The organism is Streptomyces sp. NPDC031497 (assembly GCF_055580905.1).
In genome coordinates, this window is record NZ_JBVIKO010000001.1 from 505,966 (window position 1) to 519,543 (window position 13,578).

General features: G+C 72.5%; 15 protein-coding genes. 9 read left to right on the top strand and 6 right to left on the bottom strand.

All coding sequences use genetic code 11. The annotated features are described in order from the left end of the window. The first annotated feature begins 34 nt into the window (after positions 1-34). Complete coding sequence (locus ACZ5K7_RS02250; protein WP_468909444.1) at positions 35-1,300, top strand: MFS transporter; 1,266 nt, start codon at positions 35-37, stop codon at positions 1,298-1,300. Positions 1,301-1,490: 190 nt separating this feature from the next. On the opposite strand, the gene msrB is transcribed toward ACZ5K7_RS02250, so the two are convergent. The 4 genes from msrB to ACZ5K7_RS02270 all read right to left on the bottom strand — a co-directional run bounded on the left by msrB (position 1,491) and on the right by ACZ5K7_RS02270 (position 5,072). After that, positions 1,491-1,898 carry a peptide-methionine (R)-S-oxide reductase MsrB gene (gene msrB, locus ACZ5K7_RS02255; protein WP_351710335.1) on the bottom strand — a complete coding sequence of 136 codons (408 nt, stop codon included), beginning with the start codon at positions 1,896-1,898 and terminating at the stop codon, positions 1,491-1,493. 13 nt (positions 1,899-1,911) lie between these two features. Next, entirely contained in the window at positions 1,912-3,300 is a 1,389-nt protein-coding gene (gene murC, locus ACZ5K7_RS02260; RefSeq protein WP_351710337.1) for a UDP-N-acetylmuramate--L-alanine ligase, read from the bottom strand. Between the two features lie 217 nt (positions 3,301-3,517). After that, positions 3,518-3,991 (bottom strand): indole-3-glycerol phosphate synthase, encoded by a 474-nt coding sequence (locus tag ACZ5K7_RS02265; protein WP_384479626.1) that lies wholly within the window; start codon positions 3,989-3,991, stop codon positions 3,518-3,520. Positions 3,992-4,145: 154 nt separating this feature from the next. Then, positions 4,146-5,072 carry a pyrimidine reductase family protein gene (locus tag ACZ5K7_RS02270; RefSeq protein WP_468909449.1) on the bottom strand — a complete coding sequence of 309 codons (927 nt, stop codon included), beginning with the start codon at positions 5,070-5,072 and terminating at the stop codon, positions 4,146-4,148. A gap of 37 nt (positions 5,073-5,109) precedes the next feature. Here ACZ5K7_RS02270 and zapE point away from each other — a divergent pair, with 37 nt between their 5' ends. From zapE to ACZ5K7_RS02305, 7 genes are all read left to right on the top strand, one after another. Then, on the top strand, positions 5,110-6,216 hold the full coding sequence (zapE, locus tag ACZ5K7_RS02275) for a cell division protein ZapE (protein WP_468909451.1): 1,107 nt from the start codon (positions 5,110-5,112) through the stop codon (positions 6,214-6,216). 193 nt (positions 6,217-6,409) lie between these two features. Beyond that, positions 6,410-6,805 (top strand): hypothetical protein, encoded by a 396-nt coding sequence (locus tag ACZ5K7_RS02280; protein ID WP_468909454.1) that lies wholly within the window; start codon positions 6,410-6,412, stop codon positions 6,803-6,805. Between the two features lie 89 nt (positions 6,806-6,894). Further along, the gene (locus ACZ5K7_RS02285; RefSeq protein ID WP_468909457.1) at positions 6,895-7,473 is read left to right on the top strand and encodes a carbonic anhydrase; all 579 of its coding nucleotides are present in this window, start codon (positions 6,895-6,897) and stop codon (positions 7,471-7,473) included. 8 nt (positions 7,474-7,481) lie between these two features. Continuing rightward, complete coding sequence (locus ACZ5K7_RS02290; protein ID WP_468909460.1) at positions 7,482-8,966, top strand: SulP family inorganic anion transporter; 1,485 nt, start codon at positions 7,482-7,484, stop codon at positions 8,964-8,966. A 146-nt stretch (positions 8,967-9,112) separates the two neighbouring features. Further along, positions 9,113-10,024: a slipin family protein gene (locus tag ACZ5K7_RS02295; RefSeq protein WP_468909463.1), complete on the top strand. Its 912-nt coding sequence runs from the start codon at positions 9,113-9,115 to the stop codon at positions 10,022-10,024. Between the two features lie 183 nt (positions 10,025-10,207). After that, complete coding sequence (locus ACZ5K7_RS02300) at positions 10,208-11,029, top strand: polysaccharide deacetylase family protein (RefSeq protein ID WP_351710451.1); 822 nt, start codon at positions 10,208-10,210, stop codon at positions 11,027-11,029. Positions 11,030-11,047: 18 nt separating this feature from the next. Next, entirely contained in the window at positions 11,048-11,230 is a 183-nt protein-coding gene (locus ACZ5K7_RS02305; RefSeq protein ID WP_351710351.1) for a hypothetical protein, read from the top strand. Here the strand turns inward: ACZ5K7_RS02305 and ACZ5K7_RS02310 are convergent. Beyond that, a complete protein-coding gene (locus ACZ5K7_RS02310) occupies positions 11,222-11,893 on the bottom strand; it encodes an ABC transporter (protein WP_351710353.1) in 672 nt (223 codons plus the stop codon). The two genes, ACZ5K7_RS02305 and ACZ5K7_RS02310, sit on opposite strands and share 9 nt — an antisense overlap. Continuing rightward, the gene (locus ACZ5K7_RS02315; RefSeq protein WP_351710355.1) at positions 11,890-12,762 is read right to left on the bottom strand and encodes an ABC transporter ATP-binding protein; all 873 of its coding nucleotides are present in this window, start codon (positions 12,760-12,762) and stop codon (positions 11,890-11,892) included. The genes ACZ5K7_RS02310 and ACZ5K7_RS02315 overlap by 4 nt, the downstream gene beginning before the upstream one ends. A gap of 105 nt (positions 12,763-12,867) precedes the next feature. Between ACZ5K7_RS02315 and ACZ5K7_RS02320 the strand changes: the two genes are divergently transcribed. Then, the gene (locus tag ACZ5K7_RS02320) at positions 12,868-13,560 is read left to right on the top strand and encodes an aminoacyl-tRNA hydrolase (RefSeq protein WP_468909468.1); all 693 of its coding nucleotides are present in this window, start codon (positions 12,868-12,870) and stop codon (positions 13,558-13,560) included. Positions 13,561-13,578: the final 18 nt, after the last annotated feature.

A 13,578-nucleotide genomic window follows, 5' to 3' on the forward strand; every position in this document is an offset into this window, starting at 1 on the left:
AAAACTCGTACTGAACCAGCAGGGGGTACCTGTCATGCCGGAGAGTCCAACCGCGCCCGCACAGGGGGCGGGTGAGCGGGAGGCCGCGGCCGGCGAGCCCTCGGGGCCGGGCGCCTCGCCCGCTCCCATCTGGTGGGTATGGCTGGCCGCCTGGCCGGTGACGGCGGTCTTCGTCCTGTCCAACGCGGCGACGCCGCTGTACGTGATGTGGCAGCGTGAGATCGGGTTCTCCAAGGGGACCCTCACCGTGATCTTCGCCTTCTACATCGTCGGCCTGCTCGGGTCGCTGCTCGTCTGCGGCGTGGTCTCCGACCGGCTCGGCCGCAAGGCGGTCCTGCTGCCCGCCCTGGGGCTGGCGCTCGCCGCCTGTGTCATCTTCGCGACCGCGGCCGGCGTGGCCGCGCTGATCGTGGCCCGGCTGTTCACCGGTATCGCCGTCGGCGCGGTGGTCTCCGCGGGCATGGCCGCCGTGACGGACGTGGCCGGCGGGCACCGCAAGCGGCTCGCGGCCCTGCTCGCCTCCTGCGCGATGGTCTTCGGGGCCGGACTCGGGCCGCTCCTCGCGGGCGTCCTGTCCGAGACCGTGCCCGGTCCCACCGTCACCGTCTTCGCGGTGGAGGCGGTGCTGCTCGCCACCGCGATCCTCGCCGTGCTGCGCATGCCGGTGCGCCGCCCCGCCGCACCCGCCAGGGGCGCGTGGCTCCGGGTACCCGGCGTCCCGCACGGCAACGGCCTGCAACTCACCCTCGGCATCGCGGTGTTCGCACCCGGCATCACCGCGACGTCCTTCGTGCTCTCGCTCGGTCCCTCGCTGCTGTCCGGCCTGCTCGGCACCACCAGCCGGATCGTCGCCGGGGCCATGGCGTTCGCGATGTTCCTGGCCGCCACCGGGGTGCAGTTCGCCGTGCGGAAGCTGCCCCTGCGCACCATCCTGACCGCCGGTGCCGTCAGCACCACGCTCAGCATGATCGCGCTCGCCACCGCCGTGCACACCTCGTCGGTCCCCGCGCTGATCGCCGCCGCGCTGCTGGCCGGTGCCGGCCAGGGCATGGGACAGCTCGGCGGGCTCTCGCTGCTCAACCACAGCGTCCCGGCGCAGCGGCTCGCCGAGGCCAACGCGGCGCTCAACGTGGGCGGTTACGTCCCGGCGGGCCTGCTGCCGGTCTCGGCCGGCTACCTCAGCGACGCGATCGGGCTGACCAACGGCGCCACGGTGTTCGCCGTCGTCCTGACGACCCTCGCCGTCACCGGCGGCCTGGTGGTCCTCGCCTCCGGGAGCCGGGTCGCCGAGCCCACGTGACCGGCCGCCCCCCACGCACCCCCACCCCCGGCGCACCGCGGCGACAACCGCGGTGCGCCGCGACGCCGAGCACAGACCGGACCACCGACCCGGAGCCCCGCGCGGGGTCCCTCGGGGGCGAGTCGGGCCCGGACCTGGTACAACGCGCCAGCCTCGTCCGGCCCCCGCAGGGTCCGTAACGAGGCTCGTGTCAGCCCTCGTCCGGCGTCAGCCGCAGCGAGATGCTGTTGATGCAGTACCGCTGGTCGGTCGGGGTCGCGTACCCCTCGCCCTCGAAGACGTGCCCGAGGTGCGAACCGCACCGCGCACACCGCACCTCGGTGCGGACCATCCCGTGCGTGCGGTCCTCGACCAGCTCGACCGCGTCGGTGTCCTTCGGGTCGTAGAAGGACGGCCACCCGCAGTGCGACTCGAACTTCGTGGTGGAGGTGAACAGCTCCGCACCGCAGGCGCGACAGGAGTACACGCCCTTGGTCTTGGTGTCGGTGTACTCACCGACGAAGGCCGGCTCGGTCGCCGCCTGACGCAGCACGGCGTACTCGGCCGGCGTCAGCTCCGACCGCCACTGCTCGTCCGGCTTGTCGACGTCGTACGACATGACTCTCAGCCCCTCACTTCGCCAGGCGTTCCAGGATCCTCGGGCCCAGGTCGGTCACATCGCCCGCGCCCATGGTGAGAACCAGATCACCGGGCTTCGTCATTCCCGCGACCACGGCGGGGACCTCGTCCTTGTCGTGGACGGCGGTGACGTCGGCGCCCGCGGCCCGCGCCGCCTCGATGATCAGCTCGCTGGTGACACCGGGAACCGGGTCCTCACGGGCCGGGTAGATGTCCAGGACCACGGACGCGTCCGCGAGGGCCAGCGCGTCGCCCATCTCCTTGCCCAGCTCCTGGGTGCGGGAGAACAGGTGCGGCTGGAAGACGACCAGGATCCGGGCGTCCCCGGCGGCGGCGCGCATGGCCTCCAGGTCGGCGGTCATCTCGGTGGGGTGGTGGGCGTAGGAGTCGATCACCTGGACGCCGGCCGCCTCGCCCTTGAGCTGGAGGCGGCGCTTGACGCCCGTGTACGCGGCCAGCGCGGGCGCCAGCTCGGCGGCCGGGACCCCGAGGGCCACGCCCGCGGCGAGCGCGGCGACGGCGTTGTGCGCGTAGTGCCGGCCGGGCACGGAGACCGTGAAGGTCAGCTCGGTCCCGTCCAGGTCGACGGTGACCTCGCTCTTCAGCCCCTGCGGTACGACGGACAGCACCCGGACGTCGGCGTCGGCGGCGTCGCCGTAGGTGACCGTCCGCACCTTCCCGGCCAGCCGCCGGGTCAGCTCGCGCGCGCCTTCCTCATCGGCGTTGATCACCAGCGTGCCGCCGGGCACGATCCGGCCGGCGAAGGTCTCGAAGGACTCGTAGATCTCGTCCATCGAGGCGTAGTTGGCGTGGTGGTCGAGCTCCACGTTCAGGACGATGGCGACCTCGGGCGCGTACTTGTGGAAGCTGCGGTCCGATTCATCCGCCTCGGCGACGAAGATCTCGCCCGCGCCGTGCAGGGCGTTGGAACCGGGGGCGTCCAGGTCGCCGCCGATGGCGTACGACGGCTCGCGGCCCAGCGCGGTCAGCGAGACGGCCAGCATGGAGGTGGTCGTGGTCTTGCCGTGGGTGCCCGCCACGGCGATCGGCCGCGCGCCGTCCATCAGGGCGGCGAGGGCGTCCGAGCGGTGCACCACGGGGATGCCCAGCTCGGCCGCGCGCGCCAGCTCGGGGTTGTCCTCGCGGATCGCCGACGACACGACGACGCAGCTGGCGTCGTCGGCCAGGTACTCCGCCGCGTGCCCGATGTGCACGGTGGCGCCCAGCGCCCGCAGCGCCTCGGCGGTGGCCGACTCCTTGGCATCGCTCCCGGCCACCTCGGCACCGCGCTGGGCGAGGATCTTGGCGATCCCCGACATCCCGGCGCCGCCGATGCCGATGAAGTGCGGTCGCTCCATGGCGGAAGGAAGGCCGGGTGCCATGTGTTTCTCCCAGAGACGGTGACGTGCGAAAGCGGCCCTAGCCTATGCGCTCGGGCACCGGGTGCCGTGCAACGGGCACGAGCATCAGCGCCCCTTCAGAGGCGCGGGGCCGTGTTTGATATGCGGCTCCGCCGCGTGGGCGCGACCAGCCACCAAGCACCCGCACCCGCACCCGCACCCGCACCCGCCCACGGGCCGCCCCGTCCACGCAGGGCGTCTACGCCTTACTGTGCGAGAACAGCTTCAGCACCGGCACCCCCACCTTGTGCCGCGCCCGGGAGGCCCAGTCCCGGTGGAAGAACTCCTCCACGTAGTGCGGATCGGTCAGCACGATCACCTCGTCCGCGCCGACCTCTTCCACCACCGTCTTCAGCGCGTCCAGCGGGTGGTCCTCGACCATCCGCCCCTCCGCCGTGCTCCCCGCCGCCCGCAGGGCCGCCAGGGACACGTCCAGCGCCTGTTCGGCCGGCCCCTTCGCCTCGTCCCCCTCGGGCGTCTCCCGCTCGCGCGCGGCTTCGTCCAGTTCGCCGAGCGCGATGTCGTCGATGGCCCGCAGCAGGCGGTCCGCCTGGTCGCCGCGCGGCTGGAGCAACACATGGAAGGAAACCTGCTCGTCCCCGTGCAAGGTGGTGACGAACTCCACGTCGGCAGACGTCAGGGCCTTCTCGATCATCAGAACGCTTGTGAACACCAGGCGCCTCTTCTCCTGAGAGGGCCGCTCGGGCCCTCTGTCCTCCCTGGGGCCTAGCAGCCCTGCGGAAACCATCCTGCCCCGTGAACGCACGGGTACTGCCGGATTCAGTGTGCCCGCCGGAAGCTAAGCGGAACGGTAGATTCCGCCGAATTCAGGACCGCTGATAGCGGCTGAACAGGAATCCGGCCTCCTCCAGCAGGGACACTAGTTCGAAACGCCTGGGTACGGTGACACCGGGGCCCCCGGAAATGCGCTGCGCGCTCCCTGCCGTGAGCATCGGGGACATCGTGAGGCACAGCTCGTCGAGGACATCGGCGGCGATGAACTGCCCGAGCAGCCGGGGTCCGCCCTCGGTGAGCAGCCGGGTGTGCCCGAGGCCGACGAGGGCGCTCACCGCGCGGGCGGGGTCGACGCCCGCGCCGTCACCGGCGACCACCACCCGGGCGCCGGCCCGCTCGGCGGCGGCGACACGGTCGGGGGCGGCCGCCGCGCCGGTGAGGATCAGCGTGGGGACGAGGGGCGAGGTGAACAGCGGGAGCGAGAAGTCGAGGTCCAGGCTCGCGGTGACGACGGCGACCGCGGGGGCCGGGCCCTGCCCCGCCGCCGCCCGGGGCCCGGCGAACTCCGCACGCGCGCGGGCCGGCCGGTACCCCTCCTGCCGTACCGTTTCCGCTCCCACGACCACCACATCCGCGAGGGCCCGCAGCGTGCCGAAGATCCGCATGTCGGCCGCGCCGGAGATGGGCTGCGAACGCCCGTCGTGCTGACCGGCGCCGTCGAGCGTGGACACCATGTTGGCCCGCAGCCAGACTCCCCGCCCGACGGGATAGCCATAGGCGTCCGCCAGCTCGGCGAGACCCCACTCCCGCGCGACAGAACCGGAACCACCCGCCCCGGCCTCCGCCCGCCCGGCAGCACCGGCCCCCGTCCCAAGGCCTGCCCCACCAGCGGCACCGACCTCATCCCCACGGCCCGCCCCGCCGGAGACACCGGCCCTGCCCGCCAACCCCTCCCCCTCGGCCGAACCGCCGAAGGCGCCGGGTGCTGTCTCTTCGGTCACAGGGAACAGGCGTCGCATGTCGTGCAGTGTGGCACGGCAACTACCATGGACAACCGTGTCGTCTTCTCCCGCCGCTTCCGAGGTCAGCCCCATAGCCGACGCGGCCCCGCTGTCGCTGTGCGCCCGCTCGCCGCACGTCCCCGCGGACCGGCTGGTCGCGGAGATGGTGCCGCCGCCCCGCTTCGACTCGGTCCGCTTCGCCACCTACCTGCCGGACCCGAACCAGCCGAGCCAGACCGAGGCCGTACGGGTCCTCGAAGGCTTCGCGGCCGGTCTCGGCGGCGCGCACGCGGCGGCCGGCGGCAGGCGCGGTTTCCTCGGCTTCGGGAAGGCCAGGGCGCCGAAGACCCCGGCCGGCCCCCGCGGGGTCTACCTCGACGGCGGGTACGGCGTCGGCAAGACCCACCTGCTCGCCTCGCTCTGGCACGCCACCCCGGCCGAGCCCGCGCTGAAGGCGTTCGGCACCTTCGTGGAGCTGACCAACCTGGTCGGCGCCCTCGGCTTCCAGCAGACCGTTCAGACCCTCTCCGGCCACCGTCTGCTGTGCATCGACGAGTTCGAACTGGACGACCCCGGCGACACGGTCCTGGTGTCTACGCTGCTGGGCCGGCTGGTCGACGCCGGTGTCGCGCTCGCCGCCACCTCCAACACGCTGCCGGGCAAGCTGGGCGAGGGCCGGTTCGCGGCGGCCGACTTCCTGCGCGAGATCCAGGGCCTGTCAGCCCGCTTCCGCGCCCTGCGCATCGACGGCGAGGACTACCGCCACCGCGGCCTGCCCGAGGCACCGGCGCCGTTCTCCGAGGAACTGGTGACCAAGGCGGCGTACGCCACCCCGGGCGCCTCGCTCGACGACTTCCCGCAGCTCCTGGACCACCTGGCCAAGGTGCACCCCAGCCGGTACGGCGCGCTGACCGACGGCGTGACGGCGGTCTGCCTCACCGATGTGCGGCCGGTGCCCGACCAGTCGACCGCGCTGCGGCTGGTGGTCCTCGCGGACCGGCTCTACGACCGGGAGATCCCGGTCCTGGCCTCCGGACTGCCGTTCGACAGGCTGTTCAGCGAGGAGATGCTGAACGGCGGCTACCGGAAGAAATACTTCCGCGCGATATCCCGGCTCACCGCCCTGGCCCGGGACGCCAAGGGGCTCGTCGCCGCCGAGTAGGCCCCTCTATTCGATCAAGATCGCCGGGTCAAGAGCCCGATCGAGCCACCCCACCGGCATTTTTCACGCTCTCTTCGGTTCGCAACACCGAGTTAACCCTGCAAACGACTTTGCAGGGTTAACGTGTTTCTTGACCAACCATTGACCTGTGCTTGGTGCACACAAGAGGCGCGAACTGCTGCAAGGGGGGCTCATGTTCCGAGGTACGACGGCCCGGACCGTGTTCTCGCTCCTGGCCGCCGCCCTGCTCGCCGTCCAGTTCTTCGCGCCCGCGGCAACCTTCGCAGCCGCGCACACACTCAGTCACGCCGAGGCCAAGGCCCAGCCCGGTCCGACGCTCTCGGGGAAGTTGGTGCGCGACGGGTCGCACACCCTCCGCGCCCATGGCCTCTGCGGGGAGCCCACCAGCCCGCCGCGGACCGCCGACCGCCACCGCACCGCCACCGCCGGCTGGGCCGACGACCGTCCGCCCACCGCCCGGCACACCGAGGCGATACCGGCCTCCGTGGCCGCCGCGGCCGAGCATCAACGCACGTCAAGACCGTCCAGAACCCACTCGCCTGCCGCGCTTCAGGTCTTCCGCTGCTGAGCGACGGGTTCTGCCCCGGCTCGTCACCCCCACAACCGTCGTGCAAGCCCGACGCGCCGCTCCGGCGCGCCAGGAGGAGTCCACACGCCATGCAGCCCCTCATCGACAACGCCCGTACGTTCGGACAGCGCCCTGAGGAGTTCGCCAAACTCGCCGAAGGCCAGTCCCCGCAGGTGCTGTTCATCACCTGCTCCGACTCCCGGGTCGTCCCGGCCCTGATCACCGGCGCCCGTCCGGGCGAGCTCTTCGAGCTGCGCACCGCGGGCAACATCGTCCCCCCGTACGCCTCGGAGCACCCCACCAGCGAGGCGGCCACCATCGAGTACGCCGTGGAGGTGCTGGGCGTTGGCGACATCGTCGTCTGCGGGCACTCGCACTGCGGCGCCGTCGGCGCGCTGGTGCGCGGCGACGACCTGACCGCCGTACCCGCCGTACGGGACTGGCTGGCCCGTGCCGAGCCGCGCCCGACCGGGGCGGTGGAGGACCCGGCCGTCGCCGAGGGCGTGCAGAACCACGTGCTCGCCCAACTGCTGCGGCTGCGCTCCTACCCGTTCATCGACAGGAAGCTGGCGCGGGGCGAACTGACCCTGCGCGGCTGGTACTACGAGGTCCATACCGGTGCCGTGCGCGAACACCGCGCCGCCACCGACGCGTTCGAGACCCTGTGAGCGTCGCGATGACCAAGTTCCCCCACATAAAGCAGGACTTCACCGCCTCTCTCGTCGTCTTCCTGGTCGCGCTCCCGCTGTGCGTGGGCGTGGCCGTCGCCTCCGGTGTGCCGGCCGAACTCGGCCTGGTCACCGGCATCGTGGGCGGTCTCGTCACCGGGATGCTGCGGGGCAGCAGCCTTCAGGTGTCGGGGCCGGCCGCCGGTCTGACCGTGCTCGTCTTCGAGGCGGTGCGGGAGTTCGGGCTGCCGGTGCTCGGCGTGATCGTGCTCGTCACCGGCGTGCTCCAGATCGCCATGGGTGCGCTGAGGCTGGGCCGCTACTTCCGGGCCATCTCGGTCTCGGTGGTCGAGGGCATGCTGGCCGGAATCGGTCTGGTCCTGATCGCCGGCCAGCTGTATCCGGCGCTCGCCGCCAAGGCCCCCGAGTCGGGGCCCGGAAAGATAGCCGGACTGCCCGGGGCGTTCGCGGACGCCCTCGGGGACGGGGAGGCGCTGGCCTCGCTCGCCCTCGGTGCGGGCACCGTCGCGGTCCTGGTGCTGTGGAAGTACCTCCCGGCGAAGGCGCGCACGGTTCCGGGCCCCCTGGCCGCCGTCGGCCTCGCCACCCTGGCCGCGTTCCTGCTGAGCCTCCCGGTCGCCACCGTCGAGGTGCACGGGCTGCTGGACTCCGTCCAGCCGCCGCCGCTGAGCGCCTTCGGCGAACTGGCGGGCTTCGGCGTGATCGGCACGATCGTCGCGTTCACACTGATCGCGTCCGCCGAGTCGCTGTTCAGCGCGGCGGCCGTGGACCGCCTGCACAACGGTCCGCGCACCAAGTACAACCAGGAGCTGATCGCCCAGGGCGCGGGCAACGCGCTCTGCGGACTGCTCGGCGCGCTGCCGATGACCGCGGTGATCGTGCGCAGCGCGGCCAATGTGCAGGCGGGCGCCCGGACGAAGGCGTCCCGGGTGCTGCACGGCGTCTGGCTGCTGCTGTTCGCGGCGCTGCTGCCAGGAGTCCTCGGCTACATACCGATCCCGGCACTCGCCGGAATCCTGGTCTACTCGGGCGCCAAGCTCATCCCCGTTCGGGCGCTGGCCGCGCTCTGGCGCGAGCACCGGGGCGAGGCGCTGATCCTGGTCGTCACCGCGGTGTCGATCGTCGCGGTCAGCATGTTCGAGGGCGTGCTCGTCGGACTGGCCCTGTCCATCGTCAAGACCGCGTGGGAGGCCTCGCACATCAAGCTGGAGGTCATCGACAAGGGCGCGGGCCCGATCGACGCCCACCTGTCGGGCAACGCGACCTTCCTGCGGCTGCCCAAGATCCTCGACAGTCTGGAGGCGCTGCCCCAGGACCGCCCGATCCGGGTGGACCTGTCCGGGCTGCACCATCTCGACCACGCCTGCCGGACCGCACTGGAGAGCTGGGCCGAGCGGCACAGCGACGCCGACACCGAACCGGTGAAGGTCACGGCCGCCTCGGCCGTGACCACCCGAGTCACGGCCGTCTGAACCGGCGGCCGCTCCCGGGCCGGGATGCCGACGCCCCTCGGCATCCCGGCCCGGACCTGTTCCCCGGCGGCCCATGGCCCCGAACGACCCACCGGGCATATCGTTGCAGCATCAGACATACCGGACCTCTCTGGCTGGGGGTCGTGATGGTTCAGGAGTTGCTGGTCGCGGTGGTGGCGGCGCTGTGCGTCGGCGCGCTGTACCTGGCCGCGGGGGCGCGGGTCGTCAAGCAGTACGAACAGGGTGTGCTGTTCCGGCTCGGCCGGGTCACCGGTGGCGTACGACAGCCCGGATTCAATCTGGTGATCCCGTTCGCGGACCGGCTGCACAAGGTCAACATGCAGATCGTCACGCTGCCGGTCCCCGCCCAGGAGGGCATCACCCGCGACAACGTCACCGTGCGCGTGGACGCGGTCGTCTACTTCAGGGTGGTCGACGCGGTGAGCGCGCTGGTCAAGGTCGAGGACTACAAGTTCGCGGTATCGCAGATGGCCCAGACCTCGCTGCGGTCGATCATCGGCAAGAGCGACCTGGACGACCTGCTCTCCAACCGCGAGCAGCTCAACCAGGGCCTGGAGCTGATGATCGACAGCCCGGCCGTGGGCTGGGGCGTTCAGGTGGACCGGGTCGAGATCAAGGATGTGTCGCTGCCGGACACGATGAAGCGCTCGATGGCCCGCCAGGCCGAGGCCGACCGGGAGCGCCGGGCCCGGATCATCAACGCCGACGCCGAGTTCCAGGCCTCGAAGAAGCTGGCCGAGGCGGCCCAGCAGATGGAGAAGACCCCGACAGCCCTGCAACTGCGGCTGCTCCAGACGATCGTGGCGGTGGCGGCCGAGAAGAACTCCACTCTGGTCCTGCCCTTCCCGGTGGAGCTTCTGCGCTTCCTGGAGCGGGCCCAGCAGCCCACGCCGAACGGCGGCGCACCGCGCGTTCCCCCCGATCTCGCCGGGCTCGCCGAACTCCCGGAGCCCGGACACCCGGACCCCAGCGAAAGGCGTGCCCGTGCCGAGGAAGCACCCGAAGCGAACGGACGACAGCGACCCCGCTCTGCGTGACCTGCTCCGGCTCCCGGTGGGCGCCCCGACCTGAACGCCCGGCCGGCCGACGCCCACCCGCACCGTGACCGGGCAGCCGCCGCCCGGGTGACCCCGGCGGGCCCGGCGCCGCGCCATCCAGAAAAAACGGACAATCCGACCTACGTTCATAGGGTGACCCGATCAGTACGCCGCCTTACCGGTATGACCGCCGCCTGCGTCGCCCTGGGCGCCGCGCTCGCCGCCTGCGGCACCGCCCAGGCGCCCCACACCGGCCACCCGGCCCCCGCCCGGCCGGCCCCCGCCGCCAAGCCGCCCACGCTCCCCGCGCGCCCCGGCGGCCTGGCGCCCGTCTTCTCCAACGGTCCGCGCACCCTGGGCAAGACCGTCGCCCTGACCTTCGACGCCGACATGACCGCCGACCAGGGACCCCGTGCGGCCGCCGGCGAACACTTCGACAACCCCGCGCTGATCGCGACCCTGCGCCGGCTGAAGGTGCCGGCCACCGTCTTCATGACCGGCCGCTGGGCCGACGAGTACCCGGACCAGGCCCGCTCCCTCGGCCGCGACCCGCAGTTCGAGGTCGCCAACCACTCCTACAGCCACTACGCGTTCACCGGCGACTGCTACGGCCTGCCGACCGTCGCCGCCGTGAACATGAAGTCGGACGTGGAGCGCGCCTACGCCGCGCTGCTCAGGGCGGGAGTGCCGCATCCGATGCCGTACTTCCGCTTCCCCGGCGGCTGCTACGACCAGCAGGCGCTGCGCGCGGTCGGCGCGCTCGGGGTCACCGCGGTGCAGTGGGACGTGGTGAGCGGCGACGCGTTCGCGACGGACGCCGACGCGGTGACCCAGCAGGTGCTGGACGGGGTGAAGCCCGGCTCCGTGGTCGTCATGCACTGCACCCGCAGCGCCGCCCCGACCACCGAGGAGGTGGTCCGCCACGTCGTACCGGAGCTGCGCAAGCGCGGCTTCCGGTTCGTGAAGGTGTCCGAGCTGATCGGCGAGACGCCCGGCCATCGCTGACCGTCCTACGCTGGAGGTATGAGCGACGAGGGCTACTGCACGATCAGCGAGGCCGCGAAACCGCCGAAGGCGGACGGTCCGCCGTACGCCGAGTGCGTGCTGTGCCGGGAGCCGACCGAGTACCCGGAGTCGTACAAGGGCATCACGATGTGCCCCCGGTGCGAGTGGCAGGAGGCGCAGCGGACCGCCTGTTCAGGATGAGCGGCGGCCGCTGAGGACGCAGGCCACGGTGAAGGCCGCGGCGGTGAGCAGGGCCGCCGCGGCCAGGGGCAGGGGTGACACCGGGACCCGGCCGGACTCCGAACCGGAGACCAGACCGCTGACCGCCGCGTGCGCCGGAGAGCCCGCGACCACCACCGCGAGCAGCGCGGCGAGCAGCATCGTGGGCACCGCCCGGCCCGGCGAGCGCAGCAGCGGCCGGTTGGTGAGCGCGCCTACGGCAACGCCGAGCAGCGCGCAGGCGAGGGTCGCGAGCAGACCGGCGGCCCCGGCCCGCAGGGGCGGTACGACGAGCCGGTGGTCGTTGGTGGCGTGCCGGCTGATCACCGTCACGACCAGGGTCGCCGCCGTGCCGAGCAGCGCGGCGGCGGCGAGGGCGGTGAGCAGGGCGGCCAGATGGGCCCTGGCCGGGCCCCGCGCCGCCGTGACGCAGGCGCGGGCGGCCGGCGGTTCGCCGGTGACACAGATCCGTACCAGCCAGGCGGCCACCGGCAGCAGCGCGGCGGCCGTGTAGCCGAGCGAGTCCAGCACCGGCTGACCGCTCTGCACACCCACGCCCAGGAACACGGCGTACAGGATCACCGGGGGCAGCCAGCGCTGGGAGCGCAGGAGGAGTGCGGTCTGGTAGCGCAGGAGTGCGGTCATGGGCGGGCTTTCTCGTCCGGTGGGACGTCCGAGGGACTGACGGCGACCACGTGCCAGGGCGGGTGGGCCGTGAGGAGGGCACGCAGCACCACGTCCGAGTGGGACGCGGGAACCGTAAGACGATAGGTGCCGGGGGCCGGTTCCTCGGCGAAGGCCGCCGTGCGGGTCACGTCGGTGGGGAGGCGGCCGCCGGCGGGGCCCCGGACGGTGACGACGGTGTGCGGGCCGACGGGTGAAGTCACCTGCGCGGCAGCGGGCTTGAGGGTGCCGTCGACGACCTGGTAGGTCGCGTCGGGCGCGCCCGCGAGGCGCCGTGGATCGTGATCGACGAACACGACGGCACCCCCGGCCGCGGTCCGCTCGGCGACGGCCCGCTCCAGCTCCGCGCGGGCTTCGGCGTCCAGGCCGGTCCAGGCCTCGTCGAGGACGAGCAGCCGGGGGTCGGCGAGCAGGGCCTGGGCGACCGCGACCTTCTGGCTGGTGCCCTTGGAGAGCTGGGCCATGGGCGTGGCCGCGTAGGCCGCGGCGCCGAACCGCTCCAGCCAGTCCGCTGCGCGGGCGGCGGCCGACTTCCGGGAGAGGCCGTGGACGGTGCCGAGGTGGGTGAGGTAGCCGGAGGGGGTGAAGGGGAGGGCCGAGGGGAAGCGCTCGGGTACGTACGCGGTGCGGGGGCGGCCGGTGATACGGCCCTCGGTGGGGGTGTCTATGCCGGCGATCAGGCGGAGCAGGGTGGACTTGCCGGTGCCGTTCGCTCCTTCCACGCGGGTGAGGGTGCCGGGGGTGAGGGTGAGGTCGATGCCTCGTAAGACCCAGGGGCCGCGTATGCCGTAGCGGCGGCCTACGCGGGCCAGTTCAAGATCGCGGTGCATGCCGACATTGTCGTGCCGGAAGGGGGCGAGCGGTGCGCATCGCTGCGGGGTGCCGGTCGTATGTGGCTGGTCGCGCAGTTCCCCGCGCCCCTTAAGGTTGGTGCGGTGAGCGCTCCTTTTCAGGTCTCGGCCAACAGTCGGGACGAAGCACCCCAGTTCGTACTGCCTCTTGTCGTGCGGATCGAGAAGGCGGCTCCCCCCGCCCGCACCGACGCACTCGAGACCGCCGCACGGGCCGTGCTGACCATGCTCAGTGATCCGCGCTCCCTCGGGGACGGGGAATGGGCTCAGTCGATGCGGGACTGGGAGGACGCGCGGATCCGGAAGGTCGTGCGGCGGGCCCGGGGGGCCGAGTGGCGGCGGGCCGGGGAGTTGCCCGGGATCACCCTCACGGGGAAGTCCGCCGAGGTACGGGTGTTTCCGCCGGTTCCCCTGGACGGGTGGCCCAAGGAGCTGGCGAGGTTGCAGGTGTCCGGGACCGAGTTGGACGACCCTGAGCCGCCCGCCGGCGCCGACCGCGCGGGGGCCGTGCTGTGGCTGAACCCGGAGCTGGAGATGTCGGCCGGGAAGGCGATGGCGCAGGCCGGGCACGGGGCCCAACTGGCCTGGTGGGCGCTGTCGGAGGAGGAGCGGGAGGCCTGGCGGGAGGCCGGGTTCCCGCTCGCCGTGCGGACCGCCGATCCGGCCGAGTGGCGTGAACTGACGGACAGCGGGCTGCCGTTGGTGCGGGACGCCGGGTTCACCGAGATCGCGCCGGGCAGTTGCACCGTGGTCGCGGACCATCCCGCACTCCGCTGACCTGGGAATTTTTAAATA